Below are 17,652 nucleotides of genomic sequence, written 5' to 3' on the forward strand. Positions count from 1 at the left end.
GGCCCGCAGCGGTTTAAGAGTAAATAAGGAACGATTGACAAAAAGAAGGAATCTTTTCCCCGCTCACGAATAACATCTAATAAATAAAAGCAAACCATCACTCAACATTCCCAGGGGAGGTACTTACCATGGAAGTATTAAAAGTTTCAGCAAAATCCAATCCAAATTCAGTTGCAGGTGCACTGGCTGGCGTTCTCCGTGAACGCGGAGGAGCTGAGCTTCAGGCGATTGGGGCGGGAGCACTGAACCAGGCTATTAAAGCGGTAGCCATTGCCCGGGGATTTGTTGCACCAAGCGGGGTGGACTTGATCTGCATCCCTGCTTTTACGGATATTGTGATTGATGGCGAAGACCGGACGGCGATCAAGCTGATCGTAGAACCTAGATAATGAGGAATGCCTGAGGATGGGCCTGTTTACTCTAAGCGTAAACAGGCTTTTTGCTGTAGGTTGGAAGTCGTAAAAATCCGGCGAGCAGGACGGGGTTCATAAATCGTTTGGCTTTAGAATAGAGGGGGACGGGCATGAAGGTTGTTGATTTTCATTGCGATGTCTTGAGCAAACTCTGGGAAAATCATGAGGCAAGCTTTGCCGAGGGTCCGGGGCTGGACGTCACGCGAAAGACGATGGATCAGGGAAACGTGGCAATGCAGGTATTTGCGGTATTTCTTTCAGAGCGGTATGGCCGTCCCAGTTTCGAAAGGGTGCTGGCCCAGATTGATATTTTCCGAACCCGGCTGGTGGAGTCCGGGGATTTGGCATGGTTGAAATGGCGGGAGCAGGTAAAAGAAATTCGGGATGGCGGCAAACGATGGGGAATGCTGTCTTTGGAAGGGCTCGACGGGCTGGAGGGCAATTTGTTTTATGTCCGTCTTTGCTATGAGCTTGGAGTCAGGTTTATGGGACTGACCTGGAACCATGCAAACTGGGCGGCTGACGGCGTCATGGAGAAGCGGGGAGGAGGCTTGACGGACAAAGGGAGGGAGTTCGTGGGAATTTGCAATGAACTTGGCATGATGTTAGATGTTTCGCATTTGTCACCGGCCGGATTTTGGGAGCTGGCAGAGCTGACGGAACGCCCCTTGATTGCCTCACACTCGAACGCCCGCGCCGTTTGCCCTCATCCAAGGAATTTATCGGATGAACAGATCCGCGCGATTATTGCCATGGATGGCCTGATCGGTGTCACATTTGTTCCATGGTTCGTCCGCAGCGGTTCGCAAGCCGTGAAGGCCGATGATCTGCTGCCGCACATAGAGCGGATTTGCAACCTTGGAGGTGAGAAGCATCTGATGTTCGGGTCCGATTTTGACGGCATCGATCATTGGATAGAAGGATTGGAGAGCCCTGCGAGATATCAGGATTGGGCCAATACCCTTCTGGAGCACTATCCCGAGAAGTTGGTTCAAGGCTGGATGTCCGGAAATGCGCTTGACTTTTTGGAGAAACATCTGCCATTAAGGCCCTAGAAAGCTGCTTGAAATATAAAAATGACAAGCACGACTAAAAAATATCCCTTGCCTTTTCCACATTAAACCGATAAACTTTATCGTAATTAAATAAATGAAGTTAAATTGTCATAATAATTTTATCAATTCGTGTTTTTAGCAAGTAACAGTATTATAATAGACTCTGGAACTAACGCTTTCATCGAAAAAGGGGAGTGGAAAGGCTTGATCAACCAGTTATCGTGGAAAATCGGGGGGCAGCAGGGGGAAGGGGTAGAGAGTACGGATCGTATATTCTCGACAGCCTTGAACCGGCTGGGTTACTATCTTTACGGGTATCGTCATTTTTCGTCCCGAATCAAAGGGGGACATACAAATAATAAAATCCGGATCAGCACTCAACCGATCCGATCGATCTCGGATGATTTGGATATCCTCGTTGCCTTCGACCAGGAAAGCATCGACCTGAATGCTCATGAGCTTCGTCCCGGCGGCGTCGTGGTAGCCGATGCGAAGTTCAGTCCGACGGTACCGGAGGGAACGGACATCCGTTTGTTTGCCGTACCGATTACGGCCATCGCGGAGGAATTGGGGACATCCCTGATGAAAAACATGGTGGCTTCCGGAGCCTCATGGGCCCTGCTTGGCTTGCCGCTGGATGTGTTCAGCCGGGCGGTTGAGGAGGAGTTCGGCCGCAAAGGCGCAGCCGTGGTAGCCCAAAACATCGAGGCCGTCAAAAGAGGGGCCGAATACGTGCTTGAGCTGGCAGGAGGCCCGCTCGACGAGTTCAGGCTGGAGCCTGCCGACGGCAAGCAGAAGCTGTTCATGATCGGCAATGACGCGATCGGGCTGGGCGCTGTCGCTGCCGGATGCCGTTTGATGAGCGCTTATCCGATTACGCCGGCTTCCGAGATTATGGAGTACTTGATTAAAAAGCTTCCGAAGTTCGGAGGTACGGTCATCCAGACGGAAGACGAGATTGCCGCCGTCACGATGGCGATCGGAGCCAATTATGCCGGCGTCCGGACCATGACCGCTTCCGCGGGTCCCGGCCTGTCTTTGATGATGGAAGGGATCGGGCTTGCCGGCATGACGGAAACTCCGGTTGTCATCATTGACACCCAGCGCGGCGGTCCAAGCACGGGACTTCCCACGAAGCAGGAGCAGAGCGACATCAACGCGATGATCCACGGAACGCACGGGGAAATTCCCAAAATCGTGATCGCCCCCAGCACGATCGAGGAGTGTTTCTATGATACCGTGGAAGCATTCAACCTGTCCGAGCGTTATCAGGTCCCCGTGATCGTCGTAACGGATTTGCAGCTGTCCTTGGGCAAGCAGTCGTGCGAGCCTTTGGATTACGGCCGAGTGGCCATCGACCGCGGCAGTCTTGTGCAAGAGGCTCCGGAAACGGAAGACAAAAGTCTTTTTCCAAGGTACGCTTTTACGGAGAACGGCATTTCCCCGCGGATCCTGCCCGGTCAAAAAAAACGGAATTCACCATGTTACCGGCGTGGAGCACGATGAGTTCGGACGTCCGTCCGAGTCGGCCGAAAACCGGAAGAAAATGATGGATAAACGGCTCGGCAAAATAAAACAGGTAGAGGTCACGAATCCGATCATGGCGGATGCTCCTTATGAAAAGCCGGATCTGCTCATCATCGGCATGGGCTCCACGGGAGGCACGATTGACCAGGCGCGCCAGTTGCTCGAGAACGACGGGATCAGTACGAACCATCTGACGGTCCGTCTGCTGCACCCGTTCCCGGCCGAAGCCGTTCGCCCTTACGTCGAACAGGCCAGACAGGTTATTGTCGTCGAGAACAACGCAACCGCCCAATTGGCCAATCTGATCAAGCTGCATGTCGGCGGCCGCGAGAAGATGAACAGCGTGCTTAAATACGACGGGAATCCTTTCCTTCCATCCATCATTTACAGTGAATCCAAAAAAAGTCTTCGTCGACAGCAAGGAGCTGGTATAAAAAAATGGCTACGTTTAAAGATTTCCGTAACAATGTCAAGCCGAACTGGTGTCCCGGCTGCGGCGATTTCTCCATACAGGCCGCCATTCAGAGGGCTGCGGCTAACTGCGGGCTTGAGCCCGAAGAACTTGCGGTCATTTCCGGAATCGGATGCTCGGGGCGGATTTCGGGCTATATCCATGCCTACGGCTTGCACGGGATTCATGGACGGGCGCTGCCGATCGCCCAAGGGGTCAAACTGGCGAACCGGGATCTGACGGTTATCGCATCCGGCGGTGACGGTGACGGTTTTGCCATCGGCATGGGTCATACGATTCATGCGATCCGCAGAAACATCAACATTACGTATGTCGTCATGGATAACCAGATTTACGGTCTGACCAAAGGACAAACCTCTCCCCGAAGCGCGGAAGGCTTTGTCACCAAGAGCACGCCGGAAGGCTCCATCGAGTCCACGCTATCGCCGCTCGAATTGGCCTTGTCCGCCGGGGCTACGTTCGTAGCGCAATCATTCTCCAGCGACATTAAACAGTTAACGGCATTAATTGAAGAGGGCATTAAGCATGAAGGCTTCTCGATCATTAACGTGTTCAGTCCGTGCGTTACCTTCAACAAAGTGAACACGTATGAATGGTTTAAAGAAAACATCGTCAATCTGGACAGCTTCCCGGACTATGATCCTTCGAACCGGATTCTGGCGATGACGAAGCTGATGGAAACAGGCGGTCTTCTCACCGGACTCATTTATCAGGATAAGAGCCGGAAAAGCTACGAAAACCAGATTCCGGGCTTCCGGGAAACGCCGCTGGCGCACCAGGAGCTTCAATTAACGCCAGAACAATTTGACAATCTTGTAGCAGAATTCAAATAAAGCGGCAAGAGGCAGGCGGAAATTCCGCGCTGCCTTTTTATTTTTGGGTAATAGAGAGTATAATAGTTGTTGGCATGTACAGCTATAGAGATGATACAAGGAGTGAAACAGATGAGTAAAACTGTACCTGTGGGTGTGTCGGCCCGCCATATTCATTTAACGCAAGAGCATATTGAAGCATTGTTCGGACCCGGTTACCAGCTGACGGAGTTTAAGCCTTTGTCCCAGCCTGGACAATTCGCAGCGAACGAAACGGTAGCTGTGATCGGAACGAAGGGTCAATTCGATAAAGTCAGAATTTTGGGGCCTGCCCGCAAGGCGACCCAGCTTGAAATTTCCCGTACGGATTCTTTTGCGATCGGCGTGAAGGCTCCGGTGCGCGAGTCCGGTAACATCGAAGGCACGCCCGGCATTACGATCAAAGGTCCTGCAGGCGAAGTAACCGTCGATGAAGGGGTTATCGTGGCAGCCCGCCACATTCACTTCCACACTTCCGACGCGGAGAAATGGGGCATCAAGGACAAGGATATGCTGAAAGTGTGTCTTGGCGGCGAGCGCGGTCTCGTGCTTGAGAACGTCATTGCCCGCGTATCCGACGATTTTGCTCTTGATATGCATATTGATACCGACGAAGCGAACGCAGCCGGGGCCAAAACCGGGGATACCGCCGAAATCGTTGGTTAATATTTGATTTTTTGCCAATCAAACGGCTGGTTTTGCAGCGGCTTCCGCTGCAGAGCCGGCCGTTTTTTTTAGATATAAGAAAGTTAAGCTTCGAAAGACGCCGCTTCCTTATATCGCAAGAAAAACTTCCGCTAAATGCGGTCTGTCTTCTGGGTAAGTACGTCGATAGACGTTTTTTCTTTTCATCATACCCTAGTGAAACGGCCCGGTCCCTTTGCAAAGGGCGACGGAGTCGTTTCTGTTTGTTTTTGCGGAACATGCCGAGCCTGGCGGAAGAGGGTAAACGAGGGCCGCGGCAGTAGATTAGGATGGAAGATCGTGATATAATCAGAGACAGTGCCTAAGGTGCCAAAGTGGCAACAAACTGAGATTTTAACGGATTTTAAGGAGTGACCAAGTCAATGTCCAAGGAACAGAAGGACTACTCCAAATATTTTGATTTTTCGGACGCCAAGGTGTTGTCGGAGGACGAGAACGGCAAGAGAATCCGCATCCGCGGCAGGGAGATCAATATTTTATCGGAGCCTAATCATAGACAGGAAAAGCAGCGCGGCAAACAGGACGTTCAGGTATTGTACGATACCTCGATCCCCGAAGAATTCAAAACGATAGGGGCAGGAAAGTTCTACCTCGTATATACCTTCGGGTGCCAGATGAACGAGCATGATTCGGAGACGATCAAAGGCCTTCTGGAGCAGATGGGTTACCGTGCGACCGAAGAACGCAAGGAAGCGGACATCATCCTGCTGAACACCTGCGCCATTCGCGAGAATGCGGAAGATAAAGTATTCGGCGAGCTCGGGCATTTGAAACATTTGAAGATCGAAAAGCCTGATATGCTGCTTGGCGTATGCGGCTGCATGGCGCAGGAAGAAGGCGTGGTGAAGCGTATTTTGCAAAAGCACGGCTTTGTGGATCTCGTCTTCGGCACGCATAACATCCACCGCCTTCCGCATCTGATACAAGAAGCGCTGTTCAGCAAGGAAATGGTCGTGGAGGTATGGTCGAAGGAAGGCGACATCGTCGAGAACCTCCCGAAAAAGCGGGAAGGTCTTCGCGGCTGGGTCAATATTATGTACGGCTGCGACAAATTCTGCACCTACTGCATCGTTCCGTATACCCGGGGCAAGGAGCGCAGCCGCCGTCCGGAAGACGTGATCGCGGAGGTAAGGGAGCTGGCTCGTCAGGGCTTTAAGGAAATCACGCTGCTCGGTCAAAACGTGAACGCCTACGGGAAGGATTTTACCGACATGAACTACAGCTTCGGCGATTTGATGGATGACATCCACAAAATCGATATTCCCCGCGTTCGGTTTACGACCTCGCACCCGCGTGATTTTGACGACCGGCTGATCAAGGTGCTGGCGAAAGGCGGTAATCTGGTAGAGCATATTCACCTTCCGGTTCAGTCCGGCAGCAGCCAAATCTTGAAAAAGATGAGCCGCAAATATACCCGCGAGTCCTATCTGGAACTGGTGCGCAAAATCAAGCAGGCGATTCCGGACGTGGTTCTTACGACGGATATTATCGTAGGATTCCCGGGCGAGACGGATGAACAATTTGAAGAAACCCTGTCGCTGGTCCGTGAAGTCGGTTACGACTCCGCTTATACGTTCATCTACTCCCCGCGTGAAGGCACGCCTGCCGCGGTAATGGAAGACAACGTTCCGATGGAAGTGAAGAGCGAGCGTCTGCAGCGCCTGAACGCGGCCATCAACGAGCATAGCCGGAAAAGCAACGACCGTCTCCTCGGCGCAACCGTGGAGGTGCTTGTCGAAGGCGTCAGCAAAAACAAGGAGCATGTCCTGTCAGGCCGGACCCGGACGAATAAGCTGGTTCACTTTGAAGGCACGCCCGATCTGATCGGCAGCTTTGTTCATGTTCGGATTACCGATCCGATGACCTGGTATATTAAAGGGGAAATCGTACCCGAGCCCGTTTCGGCAACGGATGCCGTATAAAGCTATATCATAAGATGGTTCGATGAACCAGACAAAGAATGGGAGCGATGAACGTGGCACAGGAACAGCGTGTAAATAAATACGGAATGCCGACATACAATACGCGGGATTTGATCATTCGCGAGGATATCATGGCCAAAGCCGAGGAACTGGCCAATCTGATCTCCACCAGCGAGGAAGTAAAAATGTTTCAGCAGGCGGAAGAAAAAATCCGCAATCATGAACGCGTTCAGGAATTGATTAAGACCATTAAGAAAAAGCAAAAGGAAATCGTCGCTTTTGAAACGTTTCAGAACAAAGAGATGGTTGCCAAAATCGAACGCGAGATCGAAGAGCTTCAAGATGAGATTGACGGCATTCCGTTGGTTGTTGAATTTCAACAGAGCCAAAGCGATATCAATTATCTGCTGCAGCTGGTCGTATCGGTGATCCACGATACCGTTTCCCAAAAGGTAAACGTTGAGACCGGCAAAGACACGCCGCCGAGCAGCTGCGGTTAAGAAGAGGGTGCGGAATCTTTCCGCGCCTTTTCTTTGAATATAAAAAAGTAAAAATACGATGGCCCGTATTGGGGAATAGTAGCAGCTGAATGGGCTGCCGATAGGAAAACCTTGACATCACACATAAATATGTCATAATGATATTATCAAAACGAATGATAATGGTGATGAAAAATGAGTGATCATACGCAAAAACCGGTCGAAAAACGGCAAAAAATACAGAACGCCGGATGGCGTTCCCGCGGATATCGTCATGTTTACGTTAACCAAGCGGGAGAGAAAAACGGTCACCAAGACGCTGCCGATCCGGGAGTTGAAGGTGATGCTGATTCGGCGCAGATCCTGGCCGTATGCAGGCATGTGGGCACTTCCGGGGGGCTTTTGCCGGGAGAACGAATCCATTTATGATGCGGCTAAACGGGAACTGAAAGAGGAGACCGGCGTAGACGGAGGACACCTGGAATACCTGGGGGTTTACAGCGCCCCGGGACGCGATCCCCGCGGCTGGATTATAAGCAATGCTTTTTATGCCCTGGTAGAGGAATGGATGCTGGAGCATAGGCAGGCTGCCGACGATGCGGAGGAAGTGGGCCTGTTCACGATTCAAGAGGCGCTGGAGAAGCTGGAGCTGGCTTTTGATCACCGGGACATTATCATGGATGCCTACCGGAAGATTCAGCATCAAATGCTGCAGACGACCATTGCCAAGCAGTTTTTGCCTGAGCATTTTACGCTTAGCGAGCTGTATCAGGTCATTCAAACGGTCGTTCCGGAATTTAAGGAGCCCAACTTTATCCGCAAAATCACTTCGACACGAAGCCGGCGGGGCATATTGGAGGAAGCCCGGGATGAGAACGGCAAGCCGCTGAGCTCGAACCAGTACTCGCAGCGTCCTGCGCAATTGTACCGGTTTACGGACCATATTCCGCTGCTTTCCATCTATACTTAGGGCGGCAGTCAAACGATCGATTTTTATCTTTGGTTTTTTTGTGCGGAAGCAGCGCAATCTTTTTTTGTAAATCCATCGTATAAGGAGTGTGTACAAGATGAAAGCGCTCATTGTTATCGATTTTACGAATGATTTCGTGGATGGAAAGCTTCCCGTCGGCGAACCGGCCGTAGCGATTCAGCATACGGTGGCAGCGCTGACGAAGTCGTATGCGGACAGGGGAGACTTTGTCGTCATGGCCGTGGATTTGCATGAGGAGAACGATTCTTTACACCCGGAAACCAATCTTTTTCCGCCGCATAATATCCGGGGGACGAAGGGCAGAGAGCTTTACGGGGAGCTCGCCGCGGTATACGAGGACCGTAAAGACGTAATTTATTGGATGGATAAGACGCGTTACAGCGCGTTTTGCGGCACGGACCTCGAGGTTAAGCTCCGGGAACGGGGAATCACGGAAGTGGCCCTGATCGGCGTATGTACGGACATATGCGTGCTCCACACGGCTGTGGATGCATACAACCGCGGGTATTCCATCAAAATTTACGAAGATGCCGTGGCCAGCTTTAACGCGGACGGACACCGTTGGGCGCTCGGCCATTTCAAAGGGAGCCTGGGAGCGGCTGTCGTACGGAGTTAACAACGAAAACGGCCCGTCGACCTTGGTAAAGGACGATGGCGTCAGCTGCGAGAAGGTTATCCGGCTGCTTCGCCGGATGCATGAAGGAGGAGCTTGAGATGACAGCAGGATTGGCTTTACATACGGACAAATACCAAATCAATATGATGTATGCCCACTGGATTAACGGCTCGCACCGTACGAGAGCGGTGTTCGAAGCTTATTTCCGGAAGCTGCCTTTCGGGAACGGCTACGCTGTTTTTGCGGGGCTGGAGAGAATCGTTCACTACATTAAGGATCTTCGATTCACAGCTGACGACATCCAGTACTTGGCCAAACAGGAAGAGGCATATGATCCGGCTTTTTTGGAAGAACTCAGCCAGTTTCGCTTTAAGGGCTCGATCCATTCGATGAAGGAAGGGGCGCTCGTCTTTCCGAATGAACCCTTGATCCGGGTAGAGGGAACGATATTCGAAACCCAGCTGGTGGAAACCGCGATTCTTAATTTCATGAATTTTCAAACTTTGATAGCCACCAAGGCTTCCCGGATCCGGCAGGTAGCGGGAAAAGATATTTTGCTTGAATTCGGTACCCGACGCGCCCAGGAGGCGGATGCCGCGGTGTGGGGAGCAAGAGCGGCGTACATCGCCGGCTTTCACGCAACCTCCAATATGCTGGCGGGCGAGAAGTTCGGCATCCCTACGAAAGGCACGCATGCCCATTCATGGGTACAGACCTTCCGCAGCGAACAGGAAGCCTTTGATATTTTTGCGAAGGTGATGCCGGACCAGGTTACACTGCTGGTGGATACCTACGACACCCTGGAGAGCGGCGTGCCGCACGCGATTAATACGGCAAAGAAGCTGGAAGCGCAGGGTAAACGGATGAATGCGATCCGCCTTGACAGCGGTGATCTGGCCTATTTGTCCATCCAGGCCCGCAAAATGCTGGATGAAGCGGGACTGGATTATGTCAAGATTGTCGCCTCCAACGATCTGGATGAGAATACGATTCTGGATTTGAAAGCGCAAGGCGCCCGGATCGACACCTGGGGAGTCGGAACGCAGTTGATCACGGCCGCGGACCAACCCGCTCTGGGCGGCGTCTATAAGCTGGTGGAACGGGAAGTGGACGGCGTCATGGTGCCGACGATAAAAATCTCGGCCAATCCGGAAAAAGTATCCACGCCGGGCAAAAAAGAGGTCTACCGCATTATTTCCAAGGGCAGCGGCAAAGCCATCGCCGATTATATAAGCTTTCCCGATGAAAAGATGCCTCCGGAGAACGGGAAACTGAGACTGTTTAATCCGCTTCATCCTTATATGCGCAAAAACGTCCGTAATTTCGATGCGGTCTCGATGCTTACGCCGGTATTTGAACAAGGCGAACTCGTTTATCAGCTTCCGGAACTGGAAGCCGTACGCGAATATCATAATGTCCAATTAAGCCAGTTCTGGCCGGAATATTTGCGGAAGCTGAATCCCGAGATCTACCGCGTAAACCTTAGCGAAGCGGTGTGGGAGCAGAAGCAGAAGCTGATTGCCGAATACATGGAAGAGCACCATGAGGATCAGCACGACGAATAATGGAATAACCGTTTCCGGGCGAAACCGCCTGAAACCAGCAGCCCCTTTGGTTTCCCTACGGGAAATCGAAGGGCGTTTTTTTATAGATATAGAATTTATAAGTTATCAGCGGAGCTGATGGAATTCTATATCGCAAGAAAAACTTCCGATAAATGTGGTCTGTCTTCTGTGAAGTACGTCGATAGGCGTTTTTCTTATCCGAAACATTATCGATTATTTCTCGGGAAAGCGCAGAAGACGCCAAATCCCGATGTTCTCCCGGAAACTTCGACAATTAAACATTTTTAACAGCCGGGCAAAACGGATTGTTATTATGATAGAGTAGCGATAGAAAGGGGAAGATGATGGATGCAATCGACTTTTCGGGCGTTTGTGGTTCATAACGATGAGGATGGATTTCGGTCGGGTGTGGAGGCATGCCGTATGGAACAGCTGCCTGAAGGGGAGGTCACCGTTCGGGTAAAATACAGCGGCGTAAACTACAAAGACGGTCTGGCGAGCATACCGGAGGGTAAAATCGTCAGAAGGTACCCGTTTATCCCGGGGATTGATTTGGCAGGGACGGTAGAATGTTCCTTGCATCCTTCTTTTAAGGAGGGGGATGAGGTTATCTGCACAGGCTATGAACTGGGAGTTTCGCACGAGGGAGGATACAGTGAGTATGCCCGCGTCAAGGGAGACTGGCTGGTTCCCTTGCCTGCGGGACTGAGTCCCAAAGAGGCTATGGCAATCGGTACGGCCGGCTTTACCGCCGCATTGTCGGTAGCGGATCTTATCCGAAATGGCCTGAAGCCTGAGCATGGCCCGGTTCTGGTAACGGGTGCAACGGGCGGCGTCGGCAGTTTTGCGGTGTCCATGTTGTCCAAGCTCGGATTTGAAGTGGCGGCAGCAACCGGTAAAGCGGAAACGCAAAGAGAGTGGCTCATGAACATCGGCGCCCAGACGGTGATTCCCCGGGAGGAAGCCGTCCCGGCGGCCAAAGGAGCGCTGTCATCCGCAAAATGGGCAGCGGTGGTCGATCCGGTGGGAGGAACCCGGCTGTCCGGGTTGCTGAAACAAGTCAAATACGGCGGCGCGGTTGCGCTTTCCGGGTTAACCGGCGGTGCAGAATTTCCAGGAGCGGTGTATCCTTTTATCCTTCGCGGAGTTAAGCTGCTGGGCATCGATTCCGTTTATTGTCCCATGGACATCCGGCGGGAAATTTGGGGACGGCTTGCCGGGGAATGGAAGCCGGTAACGGTGCTCGATTCCGGTATCCGGGAGATTTCGTTGAACGAACTTCCCGAAACCTTCGAAAGGATTTTGAAGGGCGGTGCCGTAGGCCGTACCATCGTATCGATGTAAGAGCGGGGGATCGAATAAACTGTTCCGCCGTCAGGCATGCTAATCCCAAACAAGACATGCAGCCTTTTGCATGACAGGGAAGGATGGATGAAGCATGGCAACACGGTGGATCAAAGGAATGCTGGTTGGTTTGCTCCTGACTGCCGGTATGGGCTGCAGCAAAGAAGGAGTCAAAGAAGAAGTCCAGAAATACGATATCCGTCTGCACGCCTACGAGGAAGGCAACAGAGAAGCGAAGACGGAAGGACTGGGCTTAAACGGCAGAATCCTGGAGAGGATTCAGGAATTGTTTAAGGATCAAAACGTTCGGCTGACCAACGAGACGTACACGGAAGACCAAAGCGGAACCATGGCTTACCATTACCGGATGAACGCCGATACCAATCAGCAGCTGAAACTTTTCGTTTTCAAAGATGAGCCGTCAAGAATTCATGGCATTAATGAAATGTATGGCGGCCATGGGATGATCGAAAAGGGAAACGCGAAGCACCTCGTTATCGTCGATAAGGAGGCTGCGCTCGTATACACCTCAGCCGGTGACCGGAAAGGCCAATACACCGAGCAGACCCGAAAGGTAGCGGCCGATGTGCTAAAAGAGATTCCGCGCCAATCGAACAGGGTAAACAACGTGGAAGAGAGCGGCGGGAATCCGAACGATCCATATGGAAACGATATGTATAATAATAACGAATAACATGACAAGTCGAGGAATACCCAAGCGTGATCCATTCAATTTGTAAGATATACCCGGCAGTCCAAATCAAAAAAGGGCGGGAGGTTTATGATAACCCCCGGCCCTTTTTGGCTTCTTAATAAGCTAATTGTTCAGTGGGACTTGTTGATTTCCCTGACGACATGGCGCAGTTCCGGCAACAAGATACGCTCCATGGCCAGCCTTACGGCGTTGACGGAGCCAGGCATCGAGAAGACCGCCGTGTTGCCGACCGTTCCGCCGATCGCCCGGCTTAATATGGCGGCAGGTCCAATCTCCGTATAACTCAGGTAGCGAAAAATTTCCCCAAAGCCTTGCAGTTCCTTGTCGAGCAAGGAAGAGACGGCCTCATACGTTCGGTCCCTGCCGGAAATGCCGGTCCCCCCCCGTCAATAATATGGCTTGAACTGCAGATTGGCTGGAAGCATTGTAAATCAGCTCGCGAATTTCGTCGTATTCGTCTTTGACAATGATATGCTTGATCACGGCGTACCCCGATTCCTCCAGCAGCTTTCGCATCAATTGGCCGCTCTTGTCGTTCTCAAGCGTTCTTGTATCCGAAACGGTGACGATCATGCAGGAAACCGATTCCGGGGATTGACTCCGGTGTTCTTCTACAGAATTCATCGATAACATCTCCCACGTGTTTTAATGGACGTGCCATGTTCTAAGGTTAACCTGTTACCATATGCCGTTAAGAAGCTTGCTCCCGGCCCTTCTCTATAGTACACTCGCTAACAGAGGACAGGAAGGGAAGAGTTTACATATGAATAACGAGGCAACCCCCATATATATATTATCAGGCTTTTTGGGCAGCGGTAAAACAACGCTGCTGACAAGATTGATTTCGTTCTGGAAGCGGGAAGGCCTGAAGCCGGCCATCGTCATGAATGAAATCGGCGAGGTAAATATCGACGGCATGATCGCCGGATCGGACATTCCTGCGGCCGAAATGCTCGGCGGCTGTATCTGCTGCTCTATCCGCGCGGATCTGGCTTCCGGGCTTGCCCGGCTCATTAAAAACGAGAAACCCGACGTTATCGTGATCGAGGCGACGGGTGCCGCAAATCCGATGGAGATTTTGGATGCGACGGCCGAAGCCGCTTTATATTTGAAAATTCAAGTGAAACAACTCATTACGGTTGTAGATACGGCCCATCTGCTGCATCTTCATCGGGAACAGAAGGGGAAAACCTATCGATTGATGCAGGAGCAGATCCGCTGCGCTTCCGCTTTGATATTAAACAAAATGGACCGGGTATCCGCGGAGGCGCTGCAGGAGGCCAAAGATATCGTAACCAAATGGAACGGATTCGCGCCCATGCTTCCCGCTGTCCGCTGCGAAGTGGATTTGGGAAGGCTCCTCCATGAAGATCATGAACATGACGGGTTTGAACACACCGATCTTCGGAATAACGATCACAGGCATGACCATCACGGGCATGACCACGGCTCCCATGCTTCCCACGGCCACGTGATGTCTTACACGCATTACTTGAAAGCTCCGCTGGACAGCAGGGAATTCGAAGCCTTCGTAGCAGATCTGCCGCGTGAAGTCTACCGGGCCAAAGGGATTTTGACGTTCAGCGATACCGCAAGCCGTTTTTTGTTCCAGTATGCTTTTAGGGAATCCGATTTCACCAAGGCGAACGTCCAGGAGTCCCTGGAGGATGTAATCGTATTTATCGGGGAGCATTTTAGCCGGTCCGAGCTTCAGGACAAGCTGGAGCGGCTCGAAGGAGCCCCGAACCGGCAACAGAGCCGAGTTTAGTCTCTTAAAACAATAGAGGTGCCCATGGGGGCACCTTTTTTTTTGAGAAAATCCTGCAATGTAAGACGTAATCTCTATCTGTTGGATGATGGATAATGAAGAAGGGTTATGTACCGGATCGGACGGTCGGTTCGGTTGGAATAGGTATGGGGCTGATCAGCGGAAAACCGCATCATCGTATTCGCCTCAAGCACGTATTCCCCGCTGTCCAGCGAAATATGAAGGATGCCTTCAATCACCATGATGAATTCCTCGACACCTTCGTAGTGGGCCTCCGACACATGGGAGCAGCCAGGATCCACTTCCACGCTGTACATCTCAAATCCTTTATCCTGTTCAAAGGGAAAGATCGGGAAGGCACGGTAAGCCCCTTCCTCTTCTTTAAAAGGAGTAATATCCTCCACTTTCACGATCGATACCCCTTGACTGGGCTCCTCCATCAACGTAGCGAAGGAAATCCTCAGGCCATTAACGATTTTCCACAAAACCGAAATGGTCGGGTTGGATTCGCCTCTTTCGATTTGTCCCAGCATTCCTTTGCTGACCCCGCATAAGTCGGATACCTGGTCAAGGCTTAGCCCTCTCGATTTGCGGATGATTTGTAAGTTTCTCCCGATTTTTATATGTATCGGTTCTAGCATTTCTGTCCACCACTCCACTCTGATCCATCCGGATTTATAAAAACACATAAAAAATGTGTGCAATATAACATACAATTGTGTAATATATTATACAAACACGGTGAGTATGCGTTTTCCGTTTATTATCTATTGTATGTATAAATCTTGGAAGGGGCAATCCGTATATGACTGCTACCATGCTCGGACTGGTGAAAGAGGAGCGCAAGCCAGGCGCCGTATTGAAAAAAAGTGCCGGTTCCAACCTACGGGCCGGATGAAGTGTTGGTAAGGGTGATGGCATCTTCGATTTGCGGAACCGACGTTCACATTTACAAATGGGATGATTGGGCGGCTAGCCGAGTCGTTACTCCCAACGTTTTCGGCCACGAGTTTGCCGGAATCGTAGAAGCCGTCGGAGCCAATGTGACCCATGTGAAGCCAGGGGACCATGTGTCCGGAGAAGGACACGTCGTTTGCGGAAAGTGCAAGGCATGCCGAACCGGCAATGCCCATGTTTGTCTCCACACGCGAAGCTTTGGGATTACGCTGCCGGGTTGTTTTGGAGAATTCGCCGTCTTGAAGGCCAGCAACGTGATCATGAACGATCCTGAACTTCCTTTTGAAATCGCTTGCATTCAGGATCCGCTGGGAAATGCGGTTCAGACCGTGCTGGCAGGGGATATCGTTGGGCGAAGCGTTGCGGTTATCGGTACAGGCCCCATCGGCCTGATGGCCATTGCCGTCGCCAAAGCTTGCGGCTGCGGAACCATCATAGCGGTCGATATCAATGCTTACCGTTTGGAAATGGCCCGGACGATGGGGGCGGATGTGCTGGTCAACAGCAGCGAGGAATCTTCCGTGGAAGCTATCATGAAGGCAACCGCCGGCGAAGGGGTCGAAGTGGTATTGGAGATGTCGGGGCACCCCGGCGCGATTCGCGACGCTTTAAAAGCGGCTGCACCCGCAGGTCGTGTTTCGCTTTTGGGCATCCCGACCAAAGAGGTCTCTTTTGATCTAGCCCAGGATGTTATTTTTAAGGGACTTCAATTGAACGGAATTACCGGCCGCCGGATGTACGATACCTGGTATCAGCTTAAAGGACTGCTGGAGCGGGGCCGGATCGATTTGTCGCCGATCATTACCCACCGACTGACCCTGGACCGGTATGAGGAGGCTTTCGAGCTCATGTCATCGGGGAAATGCGGTAAAATTGTGTTTATTCACGATCAATCCAATGATCAGAAACAACGGTAACGCATAATCATTATAAAAACGACGGAGGTGCCAAGGATGGCCGGTTTTGAATTCATAGAACAGCAATTGGAGGAACTGAAGAAGTCAGGTCGCTATCGTCCGCTTACGGTATGGGAGGGCGGATCGGACTCGTGGATGACCCTGCAGGACGGCAAGCGCGTTCTGCAAATGTCTTCGAACAACTATTTGGGCTTGACGCAGCATCCGCTGTTAAAACAGTCGGCTGCGGATGCCATTGCGAAGTATGGAGTCGGTGCAGGTTCCGTCCGGACCATCACGGGTACGCTCGACATCCACGATGAACTGGAACGGCGTCTGGCCGAGTTTAAGGGGACGGAGGCTACCCTGGTCTTTCAATCGGGCTTTACGACAAACCAGGGCGTGCTGGCTTCCATTCTTGGGGCCGATGACGTGGTTATCAGTGACGAGCTGAACCACGCAAGCATTATTGACGGAATCCGGCTGACCAAATGCAATAAAGCAATTTATGCCCACAAAGACATGAACCAGCTTGAAGATGTACTGAGAAAAAGCGGAAATTACCGGCAGCGTGTGATCGTGACGGACGGAGTCTTCAGCATGGACGGAGATATTGCTCCCCTGCCGGCCATCGTGGAGCTTGCCGAAAAATACGATGCCTTGGTCTATGTCGATGATGCGCATGCCAGCGGCGTGCTGGGCAAGCACGGCAAAGGATCCACGGACCATTTCGGCCTTCACGGCCGCGTTCACATTCAGGTCGGCACGCTGTCCAAGGCCATCGGCGCCGTCGGCGGCTACGTGGCGAGTTCGCTGGCATTGAAGGACTATTTAACGAATGTGGCCCGTTCGTTCCTGTTCAGTACCTCGCTGCCGCCTTCCGTGGCCGCGACTTGCCTGGCTGCGATTGAAGTGCTTAAGAGCGAGCCGGAATTAACGGAACGGCTGTGGAGCAATGCGAATTCGTTCCGCAGCGCCCTGCAGAGCGCAGGTTTTGACACCGGATCGAGCGAAACCCCGATTATCCCGATCATCGTCGGCGATCCGGCCCGTACAAACCAATTTTCCCGCCGCCTGATGGAGGAAGGCGTTTGCGCCCAAGGCATCGTTTACCCTACGGTTGCGATGGATCGGGGCCGGGTCCGTCTGATCGTGACGGCCCAGCATACCGAGCAGGATCTGGCTTTCGCGCTGGAGGCTCTGACCAAGGTGGGCAAAGAATTCGGGCTTATCGGATAAAACCCATCGCGTTTCATCCATTCCGATTTGCCGACCAGCGATAATTGCATGTTTTTACTGGAGCCTCCTTCATGGGAGGCTCTTTTGATTCACGAAGCAAGCGGACGTTTAATACAATGGCAGAGCGAAAACATGTA

At 52.0% G+C, this 17,652-nt stretch carries 14 protein-coding genes and 3 pseudogenes; 15 read left to right on the top strand and 2 right to left on the bottom strand.

The genetic code is table 11. From position 1 onward, the window contains the following. Positions 1 to 128 precede the first annotated feature (128 nt). The 12 genes and pseudogenes from XI25_RS13435 (at position 129) to XI25_RS13490 (ending at position 12,634) form a co-directional block, all read left to right on the top strand. Entirely contained in the window at positions 129 to 389 is a 261-nt protein-coding gene (locus tag XI25_RS13435) for a stage V sporulation protein S (protein ID WP_006211249.1), read from the top strand. Positions 390 to 523: 134 nt separating this feature from the next. Then, positions 524 to 1,468, top strand: coding sequence for a dipeptidase (locus XI25_RS13440; RefSeq protein WP_046679055.1), 945 nt, complete (start codon positions 524 to 526; stop codon positions 1,466 to 1,468). A gap of 204 nt (positions 1,469 to 1,672) precedes the next feature. Next, positions 1,673 to 3,404 (top strand): annotated as a pseudogene (locus XI25_RS32915) (2-oxoacid:acceptor oxidoreductase subunit alpha); the annotation flags it as partial. Positions 3,405 to 3,433: 29 nt separating this feature from the next. Beyond that, on the top strand, positions 3,434 to 4,300 hold the full coding sequence (locus XI25_RS13450; protein WP_046679056.1) for a 2-oxoacid:ferredoxin oxidoreductase subunit beta: 867 nt from the start codon (positions 3,434 to 3,436) through the stop codon (positions 4,298 to 4,300). A gap of 111 nt (positions 4,301 to 4,411) precedes the next feature. Beyond that, on the top strand, positions 4,412 to 4,984 hold the full coding sequence (gene pduL, locus XI25_RS13455; protein ID WP_046679057.1) for a phosphate propanoyltransferase: 573 nt from the start codon (positions 4,412 to 4,414) through the stop codon (positions 4,982 to 4,984). A gap of 401 nt (positions 4,985 to 5,385) precedes the next feature. Beyond that, positions 5,386 to 6,945, top strand: coding sequence for a tRNA (N6-isopentenyl adenosine(37)-C2)-methylthiotransferase MiaB (miaB, locus tag XI25_RS13460; protein WP_046679058.1), 1,560 nt, complete (start codon positions 5,386 to 5,388; stop codon positions 6,943 to 6,945). A 47-nt stretch (positions 6,946 to 6,992) separates the two neighbouring features. Further along, a complete protein-coding gene (locus XI25_RS13465) occupies positions 6,993 to 7,445 on the top strand; it encodes a RicAFT regulatory complex protein RicA family protein (RefSeq protein ID WP_442950387.1) in 453 nt (150 codons plus the stop codon). 178 nt (positions 7,446 to 7,623) lie between these two features. Beyond that, positions 7,624 to 8,394: an NUDIX domain-containing protein gene (locus XI25_RS13470; protein WP_046679059.1), complete on the top strand. Its 771-nt coding sequence runs from the start codon at positions 7,624 to 7,626 to the stop codon at positions 8,392 to 8,394. A 97-nt stretch (positions 8,395 to 8,491) separates the two neighbouring features. Then, positions 8,492 to 9,031, top strand: a complete 540-nt coding sequence (locus tag XI25_RS13475) for a cysteine hydrolase family protein (protein ID WP_046679060.1) — start codon at positions 8,492 to 8,494, stop codon at positions 9,029 to 9,031. 98 nt (positions 9,032 to 9,129) lie between these two features. Next, the gene (locus XI25_RS13480; RefSeq protein WP_046679061.1) at positions 9,130 to 10,596 is read left to right on the top strand and encodes a nicotinate phosphoribosyltransferase; all 1,467 of its coding nucleotides are present in this window, start codon (positions 9,130 to 9,132) and stop codon (positions 10,594 to 10,596) included. A 348-nt stretch (positions 10,597 to 10,944) separates the two neighbouring features. Next, complete coding sequence (locus XI25_RS13485; protein ID WP_046679062.1) at positions 10,945 to 11,940, top strand: acrylyl-CoA reductase family protein; 996 nt, start codon at positions 10,945 to 10,947, stop codon at positions 11,938 to 11,940. A gap of 94 nt (positions 11,941 to 12,034) precedes the next feature. After that, positions 12,035 to 12,634, top strand: coding sequence for a hypothetical protein (locus XI25_RS13490; RefSeq protein ID WP_046679063.1), 600 nt, complete (start codon positions 12,035 to 12,037; stop codon positions 12,632 to 12,634). 131 nt (positions 12,635 to 12,765) lie between these two features. Here the strand turns inward: XI25_RS13490 and XI25_RS13495 are convergent. After that, a pseudogene (locus tag XI25_RS13495) lies at positions 12,766 to 13,279 on the bottom strand (MogA/MoaB family molybdenum cofactor biosynthesis protein). 139 nt (positions 13,280 to 13,418) lie between these two features. Here XI25_RS13495 and XI25_RS13500 point away from each other — a divergent pair. Next, positions 13,419 to 14,423 carry a CobW family GTP-binding protein gene (locus tag XI25_RS13500; protein ID WP_046679064.1) on the top strand — a complete coding sequence of 335 codons (1,005 nt, stop codon included), beginning with the start codon at positions 13,419 to 13,421 and terminating at the stop codon, positions 14,421 to 14,423. 74 nt (positions 14,424 to 14,497) lie between these two features. Here XI25_RS13500 and XI25_RS13505 read toward each other — a convergent pair whose 3' ends face one another. Then, positions 14,498 to 15,064, bottom strand: a complete 567-nt coding sequence (locus XI25_RS13505; RefSeq protein ID WP_046679065.1) for a helix-turn-helix domain-containing protein — start codon at positions 15,062 to 15,064, stop codon at positions 14,498 to 14,500. A gap of 164 nt (positions 15,065 to 15,228) precedes the next feature. Between XI25_RS13505 and tdh the strand changes: the two are divergent. Continuing rightward, positions 15,229 to 16,297, top strand: a pseudogene (gene tdh, locus XI25_RS13510) (L-threonine 3-dehydrogenase). Positions 16,298 to 16,333: 36 nt separating this feature from the next. Continuing rightward, positions 16,334 to 17,515 carry a glycine C-acetyltransferase gene (locus XI25_RS13515; protein ID WP_046679066.1) on the top strand — a complete coding sequence of 394 codons (1,182 nt, stop codon included), beginning with the start codon at positions 16,334 to 16,336 and terminating at the stop codon, positions 17,513 to 17,515. The last annotated feature ends 137 nt before the right edge of the window (positions 17,516 to 17,652 follow it).

Origin of the sequence: Paenibacillus sp. DMB20, from assembly GCF_000987955.1 — a bacterium.
Taxonomy (GTDB): domain Bacteria; phylum Bacillota; class Bacilli; order Paenibacillales; family Paenibacillaceae; genus Paenibacillus_AQ.